This window comes from Pseudoalteromonas sp. SR43-3 (genome assembly GCF_014163875.1).
GTDB classification, from domain to species: domain Bacteria; phylum Pseudomonadota; class Gammaproteobacteria; order Enterobacterales; family Alteromonadaceae; genus Pseudoalteromonas; species Pseudoalteromonas distincta.
The window spans coordinates 1-22,121 of sequence record NZ_JACJEC010000033.1 but is presented as its reverse complement, the minus strand read 5'-3'; the positions used below and the strand labels follow the sequence as shown (position 1 = coordinate 22,121).

Below are 22,121 nucleotides of genomic sequence, written 5' to 3'. Positions count from 1 at the left end.
GTATGTTCGTTAATCATAATGTGCCCTCAAACAAGATTTGAAGATCTGATCATGACATTGAGATTTAGTTCAAAAAAATCCCCGCTAATTTCTTAGCAGGGATTTGTGTATAAGAGACAGCTTATAGCGCCTTTTTTAATGCTTGTTAGTTTAATTGGCTTATTAATAAACTAAGGAATGCTTCTTTGTTGTTGCATGTTTGTGCATTTAAAATAAGTTGCTCGCCTAGTGCTAATGTTTGTTTTTGCACTGTAAGGCGCGCATTGTCATCACTAATACTATCTATATCGCTTACGTGCGCAAGCCCAATAGTACGCCTAATTAACTCAGCACCACAGTAACCAACAGCATCTTGCAATACGTTTTTCATAAAGTATTGCGCATAGCCTACTGGCGCTAGTGATTCATCTAATGTTTTAGTGCGTATTAATTCAAGCCATTGCTGCTCAAATAAACTATAGGTGTCTACGATACAGCTAAGTAAATGTGTTTGGTAATTGCGACGTGCTACAAAGTCATCAATATGACCTGCTTGCGCGCAGTAATTCAATAGTAAATTACCAATAAAAGAGCCAATATCGAACCCAATAGGTCCAAAAAAACCAAATTCTGGGTCAATCATCTTTGTATTATTACAATCAACAAAAATGCTACCGCTGTGCATATCACCATGAAGTAATGTTTGCGGGTTAGATAAAAAATTAGCTTTTAGTTTTGCTATTTCTAACTTCAATGCGTTGTTTTTTTGTATTGCGTCAACTTCGTTTTGTAGTTGCTTTGGGTAGTTATTGCGTTCGTGCTCAATGTACGGATCGCTAAAAAATAAGTCTTCCGTGATTTGGCAAAGTTCAGGATTAGTAAATTGACTAACGAGCGCTTTTTTAGTTTGCGCGGTTAAGTAAAAATCTGAATTATAAAAGCCGGTGTGGCTTAAGTAGGTCGCTACATGCTGTGCCAATTTAGGAAATTGCTCTGCATTATTTTGTGCAGTACGCAATATTTGTAAATTACCTAAATCTTCTAAAATAGTCAGGGCTTGCATTTCACTATAATGTAAAACATTAGCAGTATAAGTAGGGCAAATAGCACCATGGTTAAGTAAAACTTGTGCTTCTATACGGGCTCTATCAAGTGTTAATGGCCACGACTCACCCACGCAACGCGCGTAAGGCAGAGCTTGCTTTAAAATAACACTATTGTTTTGCTCATCAGTAATTCTAAATACTAAATTAAGATTGCCATCACCAAACTCATATGCCGATAAGGTTTGTCCGGAATCAAAAAAATTACATTGTTTAGATTCAATTAATGTCGATACGTAATCGATAGCGCGCTGTGTATTAAAAGCAACATAGTTAGTCATGGTTTAAATCTCAAAAATCAGCTTTTAAGCATTCTATACTTTTAAATGTTTAGATGTCTACAAGTCTAACTTGAGAGTTATTCAAAGTGGTGTAAAATAACGTTACGCATTTTTAATACCTTAAGCATTATGCAAAACTTAATCGCAAGCAGTTTAAAATATGAAAACGGGTCGCTTAGTGTGCTCGACCAATATTTACTACCTCACCAGCAGGTATGGCATCAGTGCCATGATGTAGAAACCATGAAAGAGCTGATCATTAACTTAAAAGTGCGTGGAGCCCCACTTATTGGTTTAGGCGCGAGCTTGTTAGTGGCGTATTTAGCTGAGCAAGGGGTAGTGAAAAGTGAGCTTGAAAAAGCAATCAATGAACTAGAAGCCACTCGTCCAACGGCGGTTAATTTAATGCATTGTATGGCGGCATTGCGAAAAGCTTTAACGCAAAGCGATTATGTTGCCGGTATTGTTAGTACTGCTGAGCGGTTGTTTATTGAAGATATTGAGCTGTGTGAACGAATGGCAAATCGTGGTGCCGAGCTTATAAATAGTGGCGACAACATATTAACTCATTGTAATACAGGGGCGCTTGCAACCGCTGGTATTGGTACTGCACTAGGTGTTATCTACAAAGCGCAGCAAAAACATGGCAACGTACATGTGTGGGTTGATGAAACACGACCATTATTACAAGGCGGCCGCTTAACTGCCTTTGAGCTTGAGCGCTGGAAAATACCTTACACATTAATTTGCGATAATATGGCGGCAAGTTTAATGGCTGCAGGTAAGGTGGATAAAATAGTAGTAGGGGCTGATCGTATTGCTGCCAATGGTGATTTTGCCAATAAAGTGGGCACCTATAATTTAGCCGTACTTGCGTATTTTCATAACATTCCATTTTATGTAGTTGCGCCTATTACCACGCTTGATACCAACACCGCGTGTGGTGATGATATAGAAATAGAGCAACGTAATCCTCAAGAAGTGCGCGGAGTTAGCGGTAGCTTTGGCGAGGCTTTATGGGCGCCCATCAATGCTAATGTATATAACCCTGCATTTGATATAACGCCGGCAAAACTGGTCACAGGGTGGGTGTTAGATACAGGTGTGTATAACCAAAGTCAGGTAGAAAATGGCGATCTCATAAAGCTTAAGTAACTTCGCGATATTTTTGGTCCACGTTATGTTTATTAGTGTGGACCAAGGTTTTGAATGAATAACTTACGATAATAGCGGAAATTGCTCTGCAATAGACGAGGCAGTGCTTTTTGCCACCCAGCCTTCTGTATTGTTAAATAAGCGAATGGCAGTAAACTCAGGATCGCTTCCCATATCAAACCAATGCGGGGTAAGTTCAGGCACTGAAATTAAATCGCCTTGTTGGCAAAGTACCTGGTAAACCTTATTGCCTAAATGCAGGCAAAATAGCCCCTGGCCTTTTACAAAAAAACGCACTTCGTCTTCACTATGAGTATGTTCAAATAAAAACTTTTTGCGCAGCTCTGATGCGCCAAGATTACCTTTAGCTAGAGATATAACGTCTACTGTTTGATAGCCATTTTCGGTTTTTAACCGATCTATATCGTTTTTGTACGCACTAATAATTTGCTCGTGGGTGGTGTGCTCATTAATATTTGCATTTGCTTGCCATTGTTCAAAACGTACGTTTACTTTAGCTAGTTGCTTTGTAATATCATCAGCATTTGATGTGCTTACAAGTGCTTTGCTTGCATCGTTGTCAGCATATATTGTTAATTGACTCATACTAATTGCTCCAATTTAAATTGGCTAAAGTCATTAATATAAGGGTGTGCTTTAGTGCTTGCTTGCCCATCACGAATTAAATGTAGTGTTTTTAAGCCTGCAGCTTGCGCGGCATCAAGCTCGCCGGCTACATCACTTAAAAAGAGTATTTCTGCTGCTTTAAACGGTAACAGCTCAACAATGGTGTTATAGGCTATTTGCTCTTGTTTTGCGCCAACTTTGGTGTCAAAAAAGTCAGTAAACAAGCTGCGAATGTCACCATAATCACTGTATTTAAAAAGTAGCTGCTGCGCTTTTACTGACCCTGACGAGTACACATATAAAGCTATATCGTTGTTGTACTGAGCTTGTAAAAAATCAAATGCATCTGGGTATAAATGACCTTTAAAATCACCGTGTTCATACCCTGTTTGCCAAATCAAGCCTTGTAACTGCTTAAGTGGAGTGATTTTTTTATCTTCATCAATCCAGGTAAGTAAAGTGCTAATGACTTCTTCAATATCGGCGTTTGGCTTTTCGATAAGGGCTTTTACGGCACTAATTTGCTCAGCTACATCTGGCTTATTAGCATTGGCACGTACAAAGGTAGGTAACTGTTTTGCTGCGTAAGGAAACAACACCTCTTTAACAAACGAGATACGGGTTATTGTGCCTTCGATGTCGGTTAAAATGGCTTTAATCATTTAGTTACTCCCGCTTGAATGCCTATTATTTTTAGGCGCTCTAGTTCGCAGCTAAATAAAAACTCTAAGGCTTCTAGGTGGCGACGAACTTCATCAATATTACGTCCTACTGCATATAAACCATGACCACGTATCAGTACGCCATGCTCTATAGGCGTGTGTAAATGATGGTCACTGACCAGTAGGCTTAATCGGTCAATATCTTGATCGTTATCGAAAATAGGAATGCTCAGCGTTTCTAAATGCGAAGTAAAGCCGCTCAGTGCTTTTTGCATTTCATAGCCTGTTAAATCAAGCTGATGCCCTTGGGTAATTTGCGACAGTACGGTAGCGGCTACAGAGTGAGTATGCAAAACACACTGCGCATCAGGTATAAGCTGATACAAACTTAGGTGTAATTGTGTTTCTGCCGATGGTTTTACAGCTCCTGCTAGGCGCTCGCCTTGGTGATCTAATTGCAAAAAATGCTCTTGCGTCAGTGAGCCTTTATCGTGCCCACTTGCTGTAACAACAAAGCCAGTGCTAGTACGAGCTGAAAAGTTTCCGCCTGTTGCGGGTACCCAGCCTTTTTGGCTAACCCATTTTCCGGCTTCAATAAGTTGTGAAATAGCGGTATTGTTTTGCATACATTCCTCACTAATGAGCGTAAAGTTAATTGTTTTTAGACGGCTATACTTCTGTTTTAAGCAATGATAGCATCGCTTTAAGCGCAAAACCATCATTAAGGGCATCACGTGTTTGAAAGTAAATTACCAAATTTAGGCGTTAGTATATTTAGCCAAATGAGCGGGTTGGCTAATGAGTTTTCGGCAATTAATCTCTCTCAAGGCTTTCCTGAGTTTGATGCTCCTGATCTTTTAAAAACGCAGTTAAATTATTATGTGCAGCAGGGCGTTAATCAATATTCACCTTCAAGTGGTGTACCACGATTACAGCAACAAATTGCTGATTTAGCAAAGCGCAAATATGCAGCTGATATAAACGCAGCTGATCAAGTGACTGTTACCTCGGGTGCAACAGAGGCATTGTTTGTGGCTATTCAAACAATTGTGCGCCCCAGTGATGAAGTGATTGTATTTGACCCTGCATATGACTCTTACCAACCGGCAATTGAACTCGCTGGTGGAAAGTCGGTACACATTGCTTTAAGTGCGCCAAATTACACCATTGATTGGCAAGTAGTAAGCCAAGCTATTACTAAAAATACCCGTGCAATTATTATTAATACGCCTCATAACCCAAGCGGTAAAATATTACAGCCACAAGATATAAAAGCGCTTAAAGAGTTAGTTGGTACTCACAATTTGTATGTAATAAGCGATGAGGTATATGAGCACATTACGTTTGATGAACAACCGCATTTAAGCGTATTACGCGATGATGAATTATTTGCCAAAAGCTTTGTTGTATCGAGTTTTGGTAAAACGTTTCACAGCACTGGCTGGAAAATGGGTTACTGTATTGCACCTGCCGATTTAGCTGTCGAATTTAGAAAAATTCATCAGTACGTTACGTTTTCAAGTTTTACCCCCGCACAGCATGCGCTTGCCGATATGCTCGAGCAGCAAGGTGAGCATATAGATGAGCTAAGCGGGTTTTATCAGCAAAAACGCGACTTATTAGCGCGTCATTTAAGTAACAGCCGTTTTAAAATTTTACCTAGCCAAGGCACTTACTTTTTATTGTTAGATTACAGCGATGTATCGGATTTAAACGATGTTGAATTTTGCCATTGGTTAGTTGAGCAAGCCGGTGTTGCGGCTATTCCGTTAAGTGTTTTTTATCAAAATCCACCAACCGACAAAGTAATTCGTTTATGCTTTGCTAAAAACGACAACACTCTCATAGAGGCTGCGCAAATATTATGTCAACTTTAACCATTACAGCATTGCAAAGCTCGCTTTATTGGCTTGATAAAGATGCTAATTTAGCCATGTTTAATAAGCAGCTTGAAGCAATTACGCATCAGCCCGATCTTATTTTACTGCCCGAAACATTCTCGACTGGCTTTGCCATTAATTTAGATTGTGCAGAGCCTGAAAACGGTAAAGTACTGACGTGGTTAAAGGCGCAGGCTCATAAACATGATGCGGTTATTGCGGGTTCGGTACTTGTTGCACAAGGCGATAAAAAAGCGAATCGGTTTTATTGGGTAAAACCCGATGGTGAGGTGAGTTATTACGATAAGCGCCATTTATTTCGCTTAGGCAGCGAGGGCGATTATGTTGTAGCAGGGCAAGCGCGCAAAGTTTTTGAAATCAATGGTTTTAAACTATTACCGCAAGTATGCTATGACCTGCGCTTTCCGGTATTTCAACGTAATAATAACGACTACGATGTAATGATAAACGTAGCAAATTGGCCTGCTGTACGCCGCCATATTTGGGATACGTTACTTATGGCGCGTGCAATGGAAAACCTGTGTTACGTAGTAGGTGTTAATCGCGTGGGGGAAGACGGTAATGGTGTGGCGCACAATGGCGGTACGGCAGTATACGACTTCAAAGGCGATGCGTTAACTAAAGCGCAAGATAACACTGAGCAACTAGTTACTATCACGCTTGAAAAAGCGCCACTGGATGAGTTTAAAGCAGCGTTTCCTGCCTATTTAGATGCAGACTCTTTTACATTAATATAAACACGTTAATTTAGCGCAGAGCCAATAAAGTGTTAAAATAGTCGCTGATATTTTTGTTGGCGGCTAATGTACATTATGAACACTTTAATCACTCCTGTAATTTTAGCAGGTGGCATAGGCTCTCGCTTGTGGCCGCTTTCTCGCCAAGCAATGCCTAAACAATTTTTACCACTACTAAATGAAAACATGTCATTGCTACAAAGTACGTTGGCGCGTGTTTCTAATGAGTTGTTTGATAATGCTATTTTAGTGTGTAACGAGCAGCACCGATTTATTGCCGCCGAGCAGGCTGAAAGCTCAATTCCTACTGCATTATTACTCGAACCTAAAGGTAAAAATACCGCGCCTGCCATCGCATTAGCCGCCCACTATGCGCTGCAAAATGGGATTACCGGCCCGCTATTAGTGATGCCTGCCGATCATCATATTAAAAACTTTGATGTATTAACGGCTAAGCTCCCTGAAGCTGTAAAACTTGCTGAGCAAGGAAAGCTAGTGACATTTTCTATTACTCCTACAGAGCCTCATAACGGTTATGGCTATATAAAACAAGGCGCGCCTATTGTTGGAACGGGTTGTTACGATGTTGCACAATTTAAAGAAAAGCCTGACTTAGATACAGCGAACCGTTATTTAGCTCAAGGTGGTTATAGCTGGAATAGCGGGATGTTTTTATTTACCCCTGCAGCCTATCTAAAAGAGCTCGAACGGTTTGCGCCAAAAATAGCAACGAGTGTCGCTGCAGCGGCGCAATTTACTAAAGATTTAGGGTTTACCCGCCCAAGCAACAGTGCGCTTGAACACTGCCCAAGCGATTCAATTGATTACGCCATTTTAGAGCGCAGTAATAACGCAGTTGTTATGCCTGTTGATTTAAAATGGAGTGATGTAGGTAGTTTTTCATCCCTTGATGCGCTTACAAAAAAAGACAAAAACGGTAATAGTTTAAACGCTAATTATATTGCTCAAAAAAGTATTAATAACTTAGTTATTAACGAGGCTGAACACACTATTGCCACGCTTGGAGTAAGCAATTTAGCAATTATTCATACTCATGATGCCACGTTAATTGCAAACCAAAATGAGCTAGATTCTTTGCCTTTGTTGCTTAAGCAAATTGCTACAACACAGGCCGATAAACTTAATCATCATCAAGTGGTTTTTCGCCCATGGGGGAATTACCGTACTTTGGTTGAAGGCACAGGCTTTAAAGTTAAAAAAATTACTGTTAATAGCGGTGCTAAGCTTTCGACGCAGCGCCATCAGCATCGCGCTGAACATTGGGTGGTGGTTTCGGGTATTGCAAATGTATGTATTGATGAGCAAGCGTATACGCTAACGCATGACCAATCGTGTTATATCGCGGCTAAGCAAATTCATAGCTTGGCTAATAATCAAAAAGAGCCGTTAATTGTTATTGAAGTGCAAACCGGTGCTGTACTTGATGAAAGCGATATAGAGCGATTTGATGATAAATATGGAAGGGGTTAATCATTAGCTTTTTTAAAGCTAATTCACTATTACTCTAACTGCCCACGCACAAACTTTAAATATTGCTCTAAGCTGCGTTGCCACAGATCTAACGCTTCATCAAGCATGTCGTTATGTGGCTTTTTATCGAGTAAACGGCGCTCTATTTTTTTAAGCTCAATACCATAGCGATTAAAACCAAGTTGCAGAGCGGTACTTGCTTGGCGATGTAAAAGCTTAATGCATTGCTCTGGATGTTGATCAATAAGCTTTTGACAGCGAATTAGCTTGTTGCGGGCTGAAAGCACAAATTCATTATAAATTGAAGACACTTCATCTTCACTAAATGAGCTGGTGAGTGTTTCGGCCGCTGTTTTGTCATACAAGGTATCAATAAGCTCTACTGCAATGCTCGCAGTTTGATTAGATTGAGAGTCACTAAGTGCTTGGCGAAGCTTTTCATGCTTAATAGGCTTGCCTACAATGTCTTTTATTCCTAATTCTAAATACTCTTTTACTTCGTCAGGGCTAAGGCTTGCAGTAAATGCGAGTACTGGCGTTCGTTGATTTTTATGATCAATGCGTTTTAGACGTTTAAGTACTTCTTGCCCTGTTAAATCAGGTAGGTTCATATCAAGCAAAACAACATCGAAGTGGTGAGCTTGCATGAGCTCTATGGCACTTTTCCCATCTTTTGCGAGCTTAATTTTGTGTTCATCGTCGGCCATAAATTCTATAGCAATTTTTTGATTTAAATCTAAATCTTCAACCAGTAATACATCAAGACCTGTTAAGTAATCTTTAGTTTGATGGCGCTGCTCTACAAGGCTTAATTCACCTAAAGTAAAAGTAACGGTAAAGCTAAATACACTACCAGTACCAAGCTGGCTGGCTATTTCGAGTCGGCTACTGAGCTTTTCAAGCAGGCGGCTAGTAATAGCTAAACCAAGGCCGGTTCCGCCTTTTTCTTTGCCTGCGCTACTTTGTACATAAGGTTCTGTTAAGTAGGCTATCTCGTCATTTTCTATACCTGGTCCTGAATCTTTGACACTAATTTTTATCGTGTGCTCAAGTTGTTTTTCTAATACTAAATCAACCTGAATTTTAACGGTTCCGTGATCTGTAAATTTAATAGCGTTACCGACTAAATTAATAATTATTTGTCTAAGTTTTTGTTGGTCGCAGTAATAACAGGCTTGCTCAGGAATATTATAGATAAGCTCAAATTTTAGCTGCTTTTGCTCGGCCATTGGGCTTAGTAATAAACATAAATTATTAAGCCATGTTTTAAATTCTACATCTTCTTCGTAAAGCGCTTCGTCACTCTGATCTAGGCTCGCGTAATCAAGGACCTTATCTACCAACAAGTTAAGTGATTCGGCAGAATTTATAATTGCCTCGCAATAGGCTTTATTGCGGGTATCACTTGTTTGGTTCATAACAAGTTGGGCGCTGCCTAAAATACCGTTTAGTGGGGTGCGAATTTCGTGGCTTATTGTTGATAAAAAGAGCCCGCGTATTTCTAAATCTTTTTGTGCTTTATCGGCGAGTTTATTGAGGTGCTGTTCTCTGCGCTCATTACATAATAACGCCATACCTGAAGCATAAAACATGGGCGCAATTACCCCATTTAAAAATAATAAAGAGCTAAACCAGCCGTTTACTAAAAGATTTTTTTGTTCAATGTTATCCATAAATAACGAGCGGCCAATAAAGCTCAAAGCAACAAGCGTTAAAATGGTTATGTATACAATGCTGCCATTAGGGTAGGGTTTGCGCGCGTACTTAATAAATATAAAGAGTAAAAAGCCGGCTTCTGCTATGTGCTGTATATCGGATGCAATCACTCTTTCGTGTAAAGATGGGTCAAAAAAGGTGTAATAGCCAAGCATTACAGTGCAAAAAGCAGTTACTGAGCAAAGTAATTTAAAACCAATACCGTGATAATTTAAAAACTGACTGAGCGATAAACAATGCACTATTGATGCGGCAAACATCATGCTACTAGCAGCGCTAATAATCACTAAATTATGTGTATCACCAACAAGCGTAAAACCAATAACAGAGCCTAATAGCAATATGGGATAGAAAATGCATAGCAGCGTGCCCGATATTTGTTTGTTTGTTCGCCATGTTAAAAAGTTAAGTAAGGTCATTACAACCATGATGGCGATGCTGGCAAAATAAAGAGTGAAAGAGTCGAGCATTAATATTCCAGCAAAGTAGTTTTAAACTAAGATTATCAAAAGTATACACTTATACCAATTATCAAAACAGATTACTTAGGCAATCAAATTGGTATTAAATAAGTGTGTAACACATACAAAAACAGACACCTAAGTGTCTGTTTTTAATTTTAAACTAAATATATGATTAACGAATTTCATCAGGGATATTTTGTTGTGCCCAAGATAGGAGCTCAATACGGTTACGACATTTAGTTTTTCTAAATGCGCTATATAAATGTGTTTTAACTGTGTGTGGACTGATGCTTAAATCTTCAGCGATTTCTTTATTCTTCGAACCTTTACTCATTAGTGAGATTATTGCTTTTTCTCGCTTAGTAAGTTTAACAGGCTCAATATCCCCTTCGGTTAGTTTATGCAGCGCATCTTTATTAAATTGCAGCATACGATTTAATGCATTACACATAATATCGCGACGGTACCAAAGCTGATCTTCAAGTAGTAAACGAATACCTTTCATTAATACATCGGCGTTATCTGTTGTGTAAAATACGCCACGAATACCGCTCAACAATGCACGATTAGCAAGCTCAGGGTTCTCGTCTAGATTAAATAATATGATATCGCATTTAATACGTAGGTTTACTAGTTGTTCTTTTAGTTTTCCCCATGCATCCTTGCTAGATGTTTCGATAAACAAAAGTCGAGTCCCTTCAGGTATATCTAAAATATTAGTACCCGTGGTTACGTCAAGGCCTTGCGTTTTTAACAAAGGTTCTAAAACGTTAATACCAATAGTGTTAATTGGCTCTTGATCTAATAACAAAAAGGCTGAACTGCTCATGTTTTTATACTCTTTTATAAAGCTGACTGTTTAAGTTTATCACGACTTCCGCACCTTTTGTATTAGAAAGTCGCTGAAGCACTCAATAACAAATACGATTTTACGATTATTTAAACATAAAATGTTGCAAATAAGTAACTATTTATTCTTTATAACCATGAAAAATCATAACATTTGTAACTACTTGGTTGAGCGGAATAGTTAGATAAAAATATTTAATTAATTTACTTTTTTTACATTTTGGTAAGGTGGCCATCCCATTTCTTTACCGCCAAGCATATGTAAATGTATGTGATAAACGGTTTGTCCACCATGTTCATTACAGTTCATGACCACGCGGTATCCGTCCTCAGCAAAATTGTGCTGCTTAGCTAATTTTGCCGCAACAACGTATAAATTGCCTACTAAATGTGAGTTTTCAGGATTTATATCATTTATAGTAGCAATTGCTTTTTTGGGGATAATTAACACATGAAATGGCGCTTGTGGGTTTATATCTTTAAATGCGAGGGTGTCTTCATCTTCGTAGACAATGTCGGCCGGAATTTCACGATTAATTATTTTGGTAAAAATAGTCTCTTGGTTCATAGTGTGTTCCTAATTTAGTGTTATGAATTTTAAGCTCACTAATGACAAACTTTCAAAGCAGTGTCAAACTGAAATCAAATAAAGGAGTTAATATGCTTAAACCAATTTTAATAAGTAGTGCAGTTGCATTACTACTTAGTTTTTCGGCTAATGCTGAAAATATTCACTTTCCAGAAGAAATTGTACCACTACAAGTGGGCGATAAAATGCTAGAAAGCTCTTTGTTTAGCCGTATTGATGATGTAGAGCTTGCGCCAGGAACTTACCAGCTTAGGCTAAAATATACTGATTTATATGAAGATGATTATGACACGCATGAAGTTGTGGAGTCGGAACCATTTTGGGTAAGTGTAACTGTTGAAGCAGGTAAAGATTATACCTTAGTGTTTAATCGTGCTGAAAATGCAGTATCTGCAAAAGTATTTGCAGAAGCACCACAAGTTAGTTTAAAAGCAAAAAGTAGCGCTGTTGCAAAGCCTTTAAGTGTTATTTCTAACACGCAGCTAGCAAGCAATAAACCGGTAATGCAAAATACAATGCCTGCAGGACGTCAGCCAATAAAGCCGATAGCACCCATTACAGATAAAGGCATGCCAAGTGCGCCGCAAATGCTTGATTTTTGGTGGCAACAAGCCACAACTGCAGAGCGTAAAGCTTTTTTAGAAAAAGTGACAAAGTAGAAAAATAGCAAAACAAAAGGGCCAAATTTGGCCCTTTTTAGTTTCTAGTTAACGCTATTTATTCAAATAATGCGTCAATAGTACCTTGTGCAAGAGGGTGATACCCAGGGCGTGCTTTTAAGTACACGCTTTGTGCCCACTCTTTTTTACCGTTAGTGATAAGGGATTTATATAACGGTACAATTAACTTACGACGGCCAATGCCTGATAAGTGCTTATCAAGTGCAGGGTAAATTGGCTGATAACCATTTCCTACTGCTAGCATAAACCAAGCAAATGCACGTTCAGCATTAGTTGACTGTGTTAGGTTAAATTCTGAGTCAAGCTCTACCATGTGCTCTTGGCTTAAATCACGTGGTAAGTTATTTAAAAAGTGTAGCCACTCATGCACAGACCAATCAGCTGTTGGCAGTTGAGCTGCAGTTGTGTCGCCTTTTAGCCATGCTGCTGTTGCAGTATCTACTTTATCAAATGCATCAGAAGTAGGGTTTGGCGCATCACTTGGTAATCCAGGTTCAAAAATCCATTCGTTTACTTTATCCATGCTTACAACACCAGGATACTTTTCAATTAAGTTAGCTTTTAAGTAAGTAACAAATTGCGCGGTAGTAAGTGATTTAAACGAAAACTCTTTAAAGTACGCTTTTACAAACGGGTCAAATTTATCGCGACCATATTTGTTTTCTAGGTAAATTAAAAATAATTGACCTTTAGTGTAAGGCACTGAACTGAATGCATCGTCTGGGTCGCGGCCGTTAAGTTTTAAATTAAGGCGTGTATCTGGTGCATCAATTGTTTTAAGTTGTGCGCGTAAAGACGCTGAATCAAGTGCTTGTTCCATAACCGCACGGTCACGGCCAAATACTTCTTCCATAATGCGGTTTTCAACGTACGAGGTAAAACCTTCGTTTAACCATAAATCTTCCCACGTTGCGTTAGTTACTAAGTTACCTGACCAAGAATGAGCAAGCTCATGAGCAATAAGGTTAACTAAGCTTTTATCACCGGCAACAACCGTTGGAGTAATAAATGATAAGCGTGGGTTTTCCATGCCACCAAACGGAAAACTTGGTGGTAGCATTAATAAGTCGTAGCGACCCCATGCATATTCGCCGTACATCGCGTTTGTTTTATCGATCATGGCTTGGGTGTCGTCAAATTCAGCAACAGAGGCATCTAAAATTGTCGGTTCAGCAAATATGCCTGTTTGATGCGACATTGCTTTAAATTCTAAGTTACCTGCGCCAATAGCAATTAGGTAAGGTGAAATTGCTTGTGGCATATCAAAAATGTAGTCGCCATCTTTATAAAGCGCATCTTTGTTATCGGCACTCATTACAGCACGTATATCTTTTGGTGTATGAATTCGTGCAGAGTAAGTTACACGCATTGCGGGTGTATCTTGCACTGGGATCCAACTACGTGCATGAATTGCTTGCGATTGGCTGTACATAAATGGATGCGTTTTACTTGCCGTTTGCTCTGGTGTTAACCATTGCAGGCCTGAAGCTTCTGGACGACTGTTGTAATAAATACGAACTACTTCAGCTTGGTTTTTAAACACAATAGTAAGCTTTGAACCTTTAACGTCATCTCGCTTAGCTAAATCAAAAGTCGCTTTTTTCCAGTTACCGCTTTGATCTTTGTACATTACTTTATCAATGTCTAAGTCGCGGGTATCAAGTACGAGAGTTCTACTTTTGCTGTTGTTCCACTGAAGAGTATGCTCTACAAAACCTTCTAACTGCTTGTCGGCAAAATCGACATCTAAATCAAGGTTTAAGTGAGTAGTAACAACATCATCAAGGTTAGCATACGAGTTTTGGTCAATCGCATTAGCCATTGCTTGCGAACACATACCCGCCATAGCGAGGCTTAAAAAAAGAGGTTTAATTTTCATCATTACTCTGAACACAAATAAAAAAGTGCTGGTTTTATATCACGATTGACACGGCGGGTTGAGTGATTTTTACAATCTAGTGCCACATTTGCGACGATGAGGTAAACTATTGCGATTAGTTACCGGTATTTTTAGAGAGCTTTGTGGCGCATTCATTACACTCCTTACATACATTCGCATTAAACAGCCAATGCCAAAATTTTGTTGAAATTACTCAGCTTGAGCAACTTAAAACGCAAAATTTTAGTGCACCGTTTTGTTTGCTGGGCGAGGGCAGTAATACCGTATTTTTAAATGACTACATGGGTACGGTTATAAAAATAGCTTTAAAAGGTATTAAAATTACCGAGCGTGAGAGCGACACACTAATAAGTATTGCCGCAGGCGAAAATTGGCATCAACTAGTTAGCTATTTATTAGAGAAAAATATACCAGGGCTTGAAAATTTAGCACTTATACCGGGTACTGTTGGCGCATCGCCGGTACAAAATATTGGTGCTTATGGTGTTGAGATAGCTAAATTTGTTGAGTTGGTAGAGTACTTTGATATAACCACTAACACTATGCATTCATTAAATAACGAGCAATGTGAATTTGCTTACAGAGACTCAATATTTAAACATGCCCTTAAAAATAAAGCGGTGATCACGCAAGTACACTTAGCGCTCCCAACAAAATGGCAACCAGCATTAAGTTATGGCCCTTTGCAGCAGCTCTCAAGCATCACCCCGCAAGCAGTATTCGATCAGGTTATAAAAACGCGTAATAGCAAATTACCTAACCCATATACACTTGCCAATGCGGGCAGCTTTTTTAAAAACCCTATAATAACCAACCAGCAGTTAGCTGAACTATTAAAGCAATTTGCCGATTTACCTCATTACGAATATGGGCAAGGTCATCACAAGGTCGCGGCAGGTTGGTTAATCGATCAAAGTGGTTTAAAAGGGCACCGCGAGGCTGGTATAGAAGTGCATCAACAACAAGCTCTAGTACTTGTTAATCACGGAAATAGTGAAGGCAGCGACCTAATAAAAATGATTAAACACATTCAGCAAGTTGTTTATACGCGTTACAACATTATGTTAGAGCACGAAGTACGTTTAATGGATGCACGCAGCGAATGCCATATTAACGCGGAGCCTAAGTAATGAAAGCACCTGATGGAAACAAACTCGCTATTTTAAATGCACTCAACCAAGGAGGGTTTGTATCTGGTCAAGCCTTGGGTGAAAAGCTAGGTATTAGCCGAGCTGCGGTAAGTAAACATATTAAAACGTTACAAGAAATGGGCTTGGATATTTTTAAAGTGACTGGCAAAGGCTATTGTTTGAATAGTCAGGTGGGCCTTTTAAATAAAACGCAAATTGATCAGCACTACAAAGCGCTAGGTGCAAATACTGCCGATGTAGAAGTACACCCTATTATTGATTCGACTAACAGCGAGCTTATGCGCCGTATACAGGCCAAAACAACGCTTGAGTCTGGCACTGTTATTGTTGCTGAAATGCAGCAAGCAGGACGTGGTAGACGCGGCCGTGTTTGGCAATCCCCATTTGGCGCTAATTTGTATTACAGTTACTTTTGGCGTTTAGATGACGGCTTACAAGCTGCAATGGGCGTATCAATTGCGGTAGGCCTTGCTGTTTATGATGCTATTAAAGCGTTATACCAAGTTGACGTAGAACTTAAGTGGCCTAACGATATTTATATAAATAAGCAAAAACTTGCAGGTGTATTGGTTGAATTAGATGGACAACCGCAAGGACCTTGTCAGTTAGTGATTGGTATCGGTATTAATTTACAAATGCCTGAGAGCTTTAGTCAGCATATAGACCAAGCGTGGACCGACTTAAATCAACATACTCAAAAGCTTGATAAAAACCAACTTGTGGCTTCTCTTACTCACCATTTAGAGCAGCGTTTAGCGCAGTATCGTCAAACAGGCTTGCAAGCTATGTATGAGCAATGGAATTCGCTCAATGCGTTTGCTGGTGAATATGTTGAACTAAACACAGGACACCGAAGTTGGCGTGGAATATGTGAAGGTATTGACCCACAAGGTGGAATACGAATTCGCCAAGACGGGGAAGTAAAAAGTTATTACGGTGGGGAAGTCTCCCTTAGAAAGGCGCAATTATGAGATTATTGATCGACGTAGGAAATACATCATTAAAAGCTGTGTTGTGGCATAACGAGCAAACACAACCGGCAGATATAAATAACCTGCCTTGGTTACAAATAACCGAAGTGATTTATGCATGTGTAGGGCGCAGTGATTTACTAAACGATATTCTCGCGCAAGCGGCTAGCAATAATATTATTTGTTTTGAAGCCAAGGTAACCAAAACGCTTGGAGACCTTGTATGCGCTTACGAGCATGTAGCTAACTTAGGCATAGACAGGTGGCTTGCGCTTATTGCTGGATTTACGTTATATCCAAACACAGCATGCATTGTTGTTGATGCGGGTACTGCGACAACAATTGATGTGCTTAGTAGTGAAGGGTTGCATTTAGGTGGCTGGATTTTACCTGGGCTTGATTTAATGACCTCATCACTTACACAAAATACTCAACGTGTTTTTGATGATGGTAAAACTCCATTTACCAATGAACTGGGTAAAAATACGCCTAATGGTTTAAAAAATGGTGCTTTAGTAGCAACCATTGGAGCAATTGAGCAAGCTAAGTTGCACTTAACGGATAAAAAAACAGAGCAAAAAGTACAAATAATTTTTGCTGGTGGCTATGGCTTGCTTTTACAACAGCAATTTGAGGGAAGTGTTTTTGATTCATTACTCGTAATGAAGGGGTTAAATTACTGGCACCAGCTAAGCAAAACAACATAAAAAAGTGCAAAAAACGTGTTTTCGCGTGAATATTGAGCATTTAAACTAAAAATTTACACTTTTTTTAATTTTATAGTTGCATCCCAATAAACCTTACTCTAATATCTCGCCCCGTACTAAAGCAGTGCCGACTTAGCTCAGCTGGTAGAGCAACTGACTTGTAATCAGTAGGTCAACCGTTCGACTCGGTTAGTCGGCACCACTTTCCTTTTACCGGAAGTGAATTAGTAGAGAATTATCGTGGAGGGGTTCCCGAGCGGCCAAAGGGATCAGACTGTAAATCTGACGGCTCAGCCTTCGCTGGTTCGAATCCAGCTCCCTCCACCACTTTATTCTTGACGGTTAGAGGTAGTTTAAGAACAGATTTTTATGCGGGCATCGTATAATGGCTATTACCTCAGCCTTCCAAGCTGATGATGCGGGTTCGATTCCCGCTGCCCGCTCCAGTTCTTGTGTTGCTGATATAGCTCAGTTGGTAGAGCGCACCCTTGGTAAGGGTGAGGTCGGCAGTTCGACTCTGCCTATCAGCACCAGTCCTAAGAATCTCCTTGATTACTTCCTTTATCTGTCAGAAAATACTATTTGAAAAAGATTAACTTAATCTACCTTTGGTGGATTATTTTCATATGTAATTTAGATACACAAAACTGATAGGTTCCGTCATGGCAAAAGAAAAGTTTGAACGCGTAAAACCGCACGTAAACGTTGGTACAATCGGCCACGTTGACCACGGTAAAACTACACTAACTGCAGCAATCACTAACGTACTTGCAAAAGTATACGGCGGTGTTGCTAAAGATTTCGCATCAATCGATAACGCTCCAGAAGAGCGCGAACGTGGTATCACTATTTCAACGTCTCACGTTGAATACGATACACCTACACGTCACTACGCACACGTAGATTGTCCTGGTCACGCCGATTATGTTAAAAACATGATCACTGGTGCTGCTCAAATGGACGGCGCGATCTTAGTAGTTGCTGCGACAGATGGCCCTATGCCACAAACGCGTGAGCACATCCTTCTTTCTCGTCAGGTTGGCGTTCCTTACATCATCGTATTCATGAACAAATGTGACATGGTTGATGATGAAGAGCTACTTGAACTAGTAGAAATGGAAGTTCGTGAACTTCTTTCTGAATACGATTTCCCAGGTGATGACTTACCTCTAATCGCTGGTTCTGCGCTTAAAGCGTTAGAAGGCGAGAAAGAGTGGGAAGATAAGATTGTTGAGCTTGCAAACGCACTTGATTCTTACATCCCAGAGCCAGAGCGTGACATCGATAAGCCATTCATCATGCCTATCGAAGACGTTTTCTCAATCCAGGGTCGTGGTACTGTTGTAACTGGTCGTGTTGAAGCAGGTATCATCCGCATCAATGACGAAGTAGAAATTGTTGGTATCAATGATACAACTCGTTCTACTTGTACTGGTGTTGAAATGTTCCGTAAACTTCTTGACGAAGGTCGTGCTGGTGAGAACATTGGTGCACTTCTACGTGGTACTAAGCGTGAAGACGTTGAACGTGGTCAAGTACTAGCTAAGCCTGGTTCAATCAACCCACATACTACATTCACTTCAGAAGTATACGTACTTTCTAAAGATGAAGGTGGTCGTCATACTCCATTCTTCAAAGGTTACCGTCCACAGTTCTACTTCCGTACAACTGACGTAACTGGTGACGTACAGTTACCAGAAGGCGTAGAAATGGTAATGCCTGGTGATAACATCAAGATGACAGTAACTCTAATCGCACCAATCGCGATGGATGAAGGTCTTCGTTTTGCTATCCGTGAAGGTGGTCGTACTGTAGGTGCTGGTGTTGTAGCAACTATCGTAGCGTAATTATTAGCCTAGCTAATTATTACCAAAAAGCCCGAGCTTAGTCTCGGGCTTTTTAATGTCTAAAATAAAGTACGATTTAAGATGCCGCTTTAACCTTAGGTGAAGATACTTGGTAACAATACTCAAAGTATCATTAGTGGTATTACTAAAAACCCGAGCTAAGCTCGGGTTTTGATAAGTTATGAATGTGCCATACTTAGCTGAAAACTATTCAATATTTTGGATCTGTTCTCTCATTTGTTCAATTAGTACTTTTAGCTCTACGGCTGCAGTAGTGATGTCACTATTGATAGACTTAGACGCTAGCGTGTTAGCTTCACGATTAAATTCTTGCATCATAAAATCTAAGCGGCGGCCACATGCGCCTCCTTTTTTAAGGATTTTTTTAGTTTCTTTAACGTGAGACTTTAAGCGATCTAGTTCTTCAGCTACATCTTGTTTTTGAGCAAGATAAATAAGTTCTTGTTCAAGGCGTGACTCGTCAATGTTTGCTGCTAAGTCTTCTAGCTTTTGAGCAAGTTTTTCACGCTGCCATTTAGCAATCTCAGGCATATGCGTTTCTACAATTTCTACTTGCTCTAGAATTGCATCAAGGCGTATTGCTATCATTTCTTCAAGGTTTGCACCTTCATCGCCACGTGCAGATTTAAAATCTTCGATTACTTGATCAAGACCAGCTATTAATGCTGTATTAACGCTATCCATATCAAGCTCTTCTGCTTCCATAACGCCAGGCCAACGTAATATATCAACAGGGTTAATATCGCCATTACTTTGTTGTTGAACCCATTTAGCGCTATTTATTAGTTGTTCAGCAAGTGCTTGGTTAATTGATAGCTCGCCAACGTGGGCAGGATTTGCCACAAACTTTAAAAAGACCTCAACTTTACCGCGTTGTAAGTGTTTGCGTAAACGCTCACGAATAACTGGCTCCATGCCACGAAATTGCTCTGGTGCGCGTATAAATGTTTCAAGGTAACGCTGGTTTACTGAGCGAACTTCCCAAGTGCCAGTACCCCAATCGCCTTTTATTTCGCGACGCGCATAAGCTGTCATACTGTGGATCATGGATATTTTCCTAAATTTATAAATACAATATTATGATGATTATACCGTAACACTGCTTAAGCTCTAGGGAAAATTTAATACACTGAATATTTTGCATACAGCTATTTATTTAAATCAACATGGTATCTATACCCACATACACTTATAATGTCGCAAATTCTGAATTAAGGGGATCGTCAATGCGTCCAAGCGAAAGAACACCTAACCAAATTAGACCTGTTACATTTACACGTAATTATACTTTGCATGCTGAAGGCTCAGTACTTGTTGAGTTTGGTAACACCAAAGTACTTTGTACAGCTACTGTTGAATCGGGCGTTCCTCGTTTCATGAAAGGTCAGGGTAAAGGTTGGATCAATGCTGAATACGGTATGTTACCGCGAGCAACGCATACGCGTAATGCTCGAGAAGCTGCACGTGGTAAGCAGGGCGGTCGTACTATGGAAATTCAGCGCTTAATTGCACGTGCACTTCGTGCTGCTGTTGACTTAAAAGCACTTGGCGAAAACACAATTACCATTGACTGTGACGTTATTCAAGCTGACGGCGGTACACGTACTGCTTCTATAAGTGGTGCATGTGTTGCACTTGTTGATGCACTAACACATATGCGTGCAAAAGGTATGATTAATTCAAACCCACTTAAACATATGATTGCAGCTATTTCAGTTGGTATTTACAAAGGCCAAGCAATTAGCGATTTAGAATACATTGAAGATTCAGCAGCAGAGACTGATATGAACGTAATTTTAACCGAAACAGGTAAAATTATTGAAATTCAAGGTACAGCTGAAGGCGAACCTTTCTCGTTTGATGAGCTAGATGAGTTACTTACTTTAGCTAAACATTCTATTCGCGAAATTATTGACGTACAAAAGCAAGCATTAGCATAAATAGGTAGGCCACAAGATATGAAAGATTATCAAAAAGAGTTTATAGAATTTGCTCTAGAGAAGCAGGTGTTAAAATTTGGTGAGTTTACATTAAAGTCTGGACGCACAAGTCCTTACTTTTTTAATGCTGGTTTGTTTAATACTGGTCGAGACTTAGCGCGTTTAGGTCGCTTTTATGCATCGGCACTCGAAGATTCTGTTATAGAGTACGATGTATTATTTGGTCCTGCGTACAAAGGTATTCCAATAGCGACAACCACAGCGGTTGCCTTAGCGGATCATCATGATAAAGATGTACCTTACTGTTTTAATCGTAAAGAGAAAAAAGCACACGGTGAAGGCGGCACATTAGTAGGCTCAGAACTCAATGGCAAAATTATGCTAGTTGACGATGTAATTACTGCAGGTACTGCGATTCGTGAGTCGATGGAAATCATTGCACAAAATGGTGCTGACCTTAGTGGTGTTTTAATTGCGTTAGATCGCCAAGAAAAGGGTAAAGCTGAATTATCAGCTATTCAAGAAGTTGAGCGTGACTTTAATACCAAAGTGATTTCAATTGTAAAATTAGCTGATCTTATCAGTTACCTTGAAAGCCAAGGCACAATGGATGAGCATTTAGCCTCAGTTAAAGCTTACCGTGATCAATACGGCGTAGCATAAATAAAAAGCCTCGCAGTGCGGGGCTTTATTTTGACCTTCATTCATAGAGTTTATTAATGAAAGATGTATTAAAACCGAATGGCTTAGGCCTCAAGCGTGTTTTCAAAGCAACCTATTGCTCTTACCTTGGCTTTAAAGCAGCATTTAAAGAAGAAGCAGCATTTAGGCAAGAGCTACTATTAAGCCTTATATTATTTCCTATTTCATTTTGGCTTGCTTCATCACTATTACACTGGGCAATACTAATTAGCTCACTGCTTATTATATTAATAGTTGAATTACTAAACTCCGCCATTGAAGCATTAACAGATCGAGTAAGTACAGAGTTACATGTATTGTCAGGTAGGGCCAAAGATATGGGATCTGCAGCCGTAACACTTTCATTAACGATCGTATTGATCATCTGGGGTGTAAGCCTCTATATGAAGATCGTTTAACTCTACTTCTAATATAAAATAGGTTTGAACCCCGTTAGTTGTTAATAATTTGATGGTTATGTTGTATTTTTAACGTGTTTAGCTCAAATTCTCAGCGAACAGCACCTTATTTCAAGTTTTCTTCTAAAAAGGGTTGATCTGTTTTCGGATCTCCCTATAATGCGACCCCACTGAGACGGGAAACAGCAACGCATAGCGAGGCACGAACAACTCAGGGTGTTAAGTAAAACTTAGATTGAATCTTTTTAGA

At 39.7% G+C, this 22,121-nt stretch carries 21 protein-coding genes and 4 tRNA genes; 16 read left to right on the top strand and 9 right to left on the bottom strand.

Annotated elements, in window-relative coordinates:
* Positions 1-145: 145 nt before the first annotated feature.
* Positions 146-1,363, bottom strand: a complete 1,218-nt coding sequence (mtnK, locus tag H5088_RS19915; protein ID WP_182754381.1) for an S-methyl-5-thioribose kinase — start codon at positions 1,361-1,363, stop codon at positions 146-148.
* A gap of 129 nt (positions 1,364-1,492) precedes the next feature.
* On the opposite strand from mtnK, the gene mtnA reads away from it, so the two are divergent.
* Positions 1,493-2,518, top strand: a complete 1,026-nt coding sequence (gene mtnA / locus H5088_RS19910) for an S-methyl-5-thioribose-1-phosphate isomerase (protein WP_182754378.1) — start codon at positions 1,493-1,495, stop codon at positions 2,516-2,518.
* Positions 2,519-2,581: 63 nt separating this feature from the next.
* Here mtnA and H5088_RS19905 read toward each other — a convergent pair whose 3' ends face one another.
* From H5088_RS19905 to H5088_RS19895, 3 genes are read right to left on the bottom strand one after another with little or no spacing between them, the layout of a single operon-like run.
* Complete coding sequence (locus H5088_RS19905; protein ID WP_024597069.1) at positions 2,582-3,124, bottom strand: acireductone dioxygenase; 543 nt, start codon at positions 3,122-3,124, stop codon at positions 2,582-2,584.
* Positions 3,121-3,807: an acireductone synthase gene (mtnC, locus tag H5088_RS19900; protein WP_182694156.1), complete on the bottom strand. Its 687-nt coding sequence runs from the start codon at positions 3,805-3,807 to the stop codon at positions 3,121-3,123. Before mtnC ends, H5088_RS19905 begins: the two co-directional genes overlap by 4 nt.
* Complete coding sequence (locus tag H5088_RS19895) at positions 3,804-4,433, bottom strand: methylthioribulose 1-phosphate dehydratase (RefSeq protein ID WP_004334937.1); 630 nt, start codon at positions 4,431-4,433, stop codon at positions 3,804-3,806. Before H5088_RS19895 ends, mtnC begins: the two co-directional genes overlap by 4 nt.
* Before the next feature lie 108 nt (positions 4,434-4,541).
* Between H5088_RS19895 and H5088_RS19890 the strand changes: the two genes are divergently transcribed.
* The 3 genes from H5088_RS19890 (at position 4,542) to H5088_RS19880 (ending at position 7,936) form a co-directional block, all read left to right on the top strand.
* Positions 4,542-5,684, top strand: coding sequence for a methionine aminotransferase (locus H5088_RS19890; protein WP_182754375.1), 1,143 nt, complete (start codon positions 4,542-4,544; stop codon positions 5,682-5,684).
* Positions 5,672-6,445: an amidohydrolase gene (locus tag H5088_RS19885; RefSeq protein WP_182716472.1), complete on the top strand. Its 774-nt coding sequence runs from the start codon at positions 5,672-5,674 to the stop codon at positions 6,443-6,445. The genes H5088_RS19890 and H5088_RS19885 overlap by 13 nt, the downstream gene beginning before the upstream one ends.
* Before the next feature lie 75 nt (positions 6,446-6,520).
* Positions 6,521-7,936 carry a mannose-1-phosphate guanylyltransferase/mannose-6-phosphate isomerase gene (locus H5088_RS19880; RefSeq protein ID WP_182712710.1) on the top strand — a complete coding sequence of 472 codons (1,416 nt, stop codon included), beginning with the start codon at positions 6,521-6,523 and terminating at the stop codon, positions 7,934-7,936.
* A 29-nt stretch (positions 7,937-7,965) separates the two neighbouring features.
* On the opposite strand, the gene H5088_RS19875 is transcribed toward H5088_RS19880, so the two are convergent.
* From H5088_RS19875 to H5088_RS19865, 3 genes are all read right to left on the bottom strand, one after another.
* The gene (locus H5088_RS19875; protein WP_182712711.1) at positions 7,966-10,122 is read right to left on the bottom strand and encodes a response regulator; all 2,157 of its coding nucleotides are present in this window, start codon (positions 10,120-10,122) and stop codon (positions 7,966-7,968) included.
* 166 nt (positions 10,123-10,288) lie between these two features.
* On the bottom strand, positions 10,289-10,945 hold the full coding sequence (locus tag H5088_RS19870) for a response regulator transcription factor (protein ID WP_004334929.1): 657 nt from the start codon (positions 10,943-10,945) through the stop codon (positions 10,289-10,291).
* A 219-nt stretch (positions 10,946-11,164) separates the two neighbouring features.
* Positions 11,165-11,533 (bottom strand): histidine triad nucleotide-binding protein, encoded by a 369-nt coding sequence (locus tag H5088_RS19865; RefSeq protein ID WP_182737946.1) that lies wholly within the window; start codon positions 11,531-11,533, stop codon positions 11,165-11,167.
* Positions 11,534-11,625: 92 nt separating this feature from the next.
* On the opposite strand from H5088_RS19865, the gene H5088_RS19860 reads away from it, so the two are divergent.
* Positions 11,626-12,213, top strand: coding sequence for a DUF2057 domain-containing protein (locus tag H5088_RS19860; protein WP_182754372.1), 588 nt, complete (start codon positions 11,626-11,628; stop codon positions 12,211-12,213).
* 58 nt (positions 12,214-12,271) lie between these two features.
* Here H5088_RS19860 and H5088_RS19855 read toward each other — a convergent pair whose 3' ends face one another.
* Positions 12,272-14,113, bottom strand: a complete 1,842-nt coding sequence (locus H5088_RS19855) for a M1 family metallopeptidase (RefSeq protein WP_039488662.1) — start codon at positions 14,111-14,113, stop codon at positions 12,272-12,274.
* 143 nt (positions 14,114-14,256) lie between these two features.
* Here H5088_RS19855 and murB point away from each other — a divergent pair, with 143 nt between their 5' ends.
* The 8 genes from murB to tuf all read left to right on the top strand — a co-directional run bounded on the left by murB (position 14,257) and on the right by tuf (position 18,810).
* On the top strand, positions 14,257-15,264 hold the full coding sequence (gene murB, locus H5088_RS19850; RefSeq protein WP_182754369.1) for a UDP-N-acetylmuramate dehydrogenase: 1,008 nt from the start codon (positions 14,257-14,259) through the stop codon (positions 15,262-15,264).
* The gene (gene birA / locus H5088_RS19845) at positions 15,264-16,256 is read left to right on the top strand and encodes a bifunctional biotin--[acetyl-CoA-carboxylase] ligase/biotin operon repressor BirA (RefSeq protein WP_182675543.1); all 993 of its coding nucleotides are present in this window, start codon (positions 15,264-15,266) and stop codon (positions 16,254-16,256) included. The genes murB and birA overlap by 1 nt, the downstream gene beginning before the upstream one ends.
* Positions 16,253-16,963 (top strand): type III pantothenate kinase, encoded by a 711-nt coding sequence (locus H5088_RS19840; RefSeq protein WP_182754366.1) that lies wholly within the window; start codon positions 16,253-16,255, stop codon positions 16,961-16,963. Before birA ends, H5088_RS19840 begins: the two co-directional genes overlap by 4 nt.
* Positions 16,964-17,089: 126 nt before the next feature.
* A tRNA-Thr gene (locus H5088_RS19835) sits at positions 17,090-17,165 on the top strand.
* A gap of 40 nt (positions 17,166-17,205) precedes the next feature.
* A tRNA-Tyr gene (locus tag H5088_RS19830) sits at positions 17,206-17,290 on the top strand.
* A 44-nt stretch (positions 17,291-17,334) separates the two neighbouring features.
* Positions 17,335-17,409, top strand: a tRNA-Gly gene (locus H5088_RS19825).
* 11 nt (positions 17,410-17,420) lie between these two features.
* A tRNA-Thr gene (locus tag H5088_RS19820) sits at positions 17,421-17,496 on the top strand.
* Between the two features lie 129 nt (positions 17,497-17,625).
* The gene (gene tuf, locus H5088_RS19815; protein WP_024596766.1) at positions 17,626-18,810 is read left to right on the top strand and encodes an elongation factor Tu; all 1,185 of its coding nucleotides are present in this window, start codon (positions 17,626-17,628) and stop codon (positions 18,808-18,810) included.
* Positions 18,811-19,017: 207 nt separating this feature from the next.
* Here the strand turns inward: tuf and H5088_RS19810 are convergent, their stop codons facing one another.
* Positions 19,018-19,878 carry a YicC/YloC family endoribonuclease gene (locus H5088_RS19810; protein ID WP_138488390.1) on the bottom strand — a complete coding sequence of 287 codons (861 nt, stop codon included), beginning with the start codon at positions 19,876-19,878 and terminating at the stop codon, positions 19,018-19,020.
* A 179-nt stretch (positions 19,879-20,057) separates the two neighbouring features.
* On the opposite strand from H5088_RS19810, the gene rph reads away from it, so the two are divergent.
* The 3 genes from rph to H5088_RS19795 are packed head-to-tail and all read left to right on the top strand — an operon-like array spanning position 20,058 to position 21,871.
* On the top strand, positions 20,058-20,771 hold the full coding sequence (rph, locus tag H5088_RS19805) for a ribonuclease PH (protein ID WP_002958890.1): 714 nt from the start codon (positions 20,058-20,060) through the stop codon (positions 20,769-20,771).
* Between the two features lie 18 nt (positions 20,772-20,789).
* Complete coding sequence (gene pyrE, locus H5088_RS19800) at positions 20,790-21,434, top strand: orotate phosphoribosyltransferase (protein ID WP_182754363.1); 645 nt, start codon at positions 20,790-20,792, stop codon at positions 21,432-21,434.
* 56 nt (positions 21,435-21,490) lie between these two features.
* A complete protein-coding gene (locus tag H5088_RS19795; protein ID WP_002958892.1) occupies positions 21,491-21,871 on the top strand; it encodes a diacylglycerol kinase in 381 nt (126 codons plus the stop codon).
* Positions 21,872-22,121 lie beyond the last annotated feature (250 nt).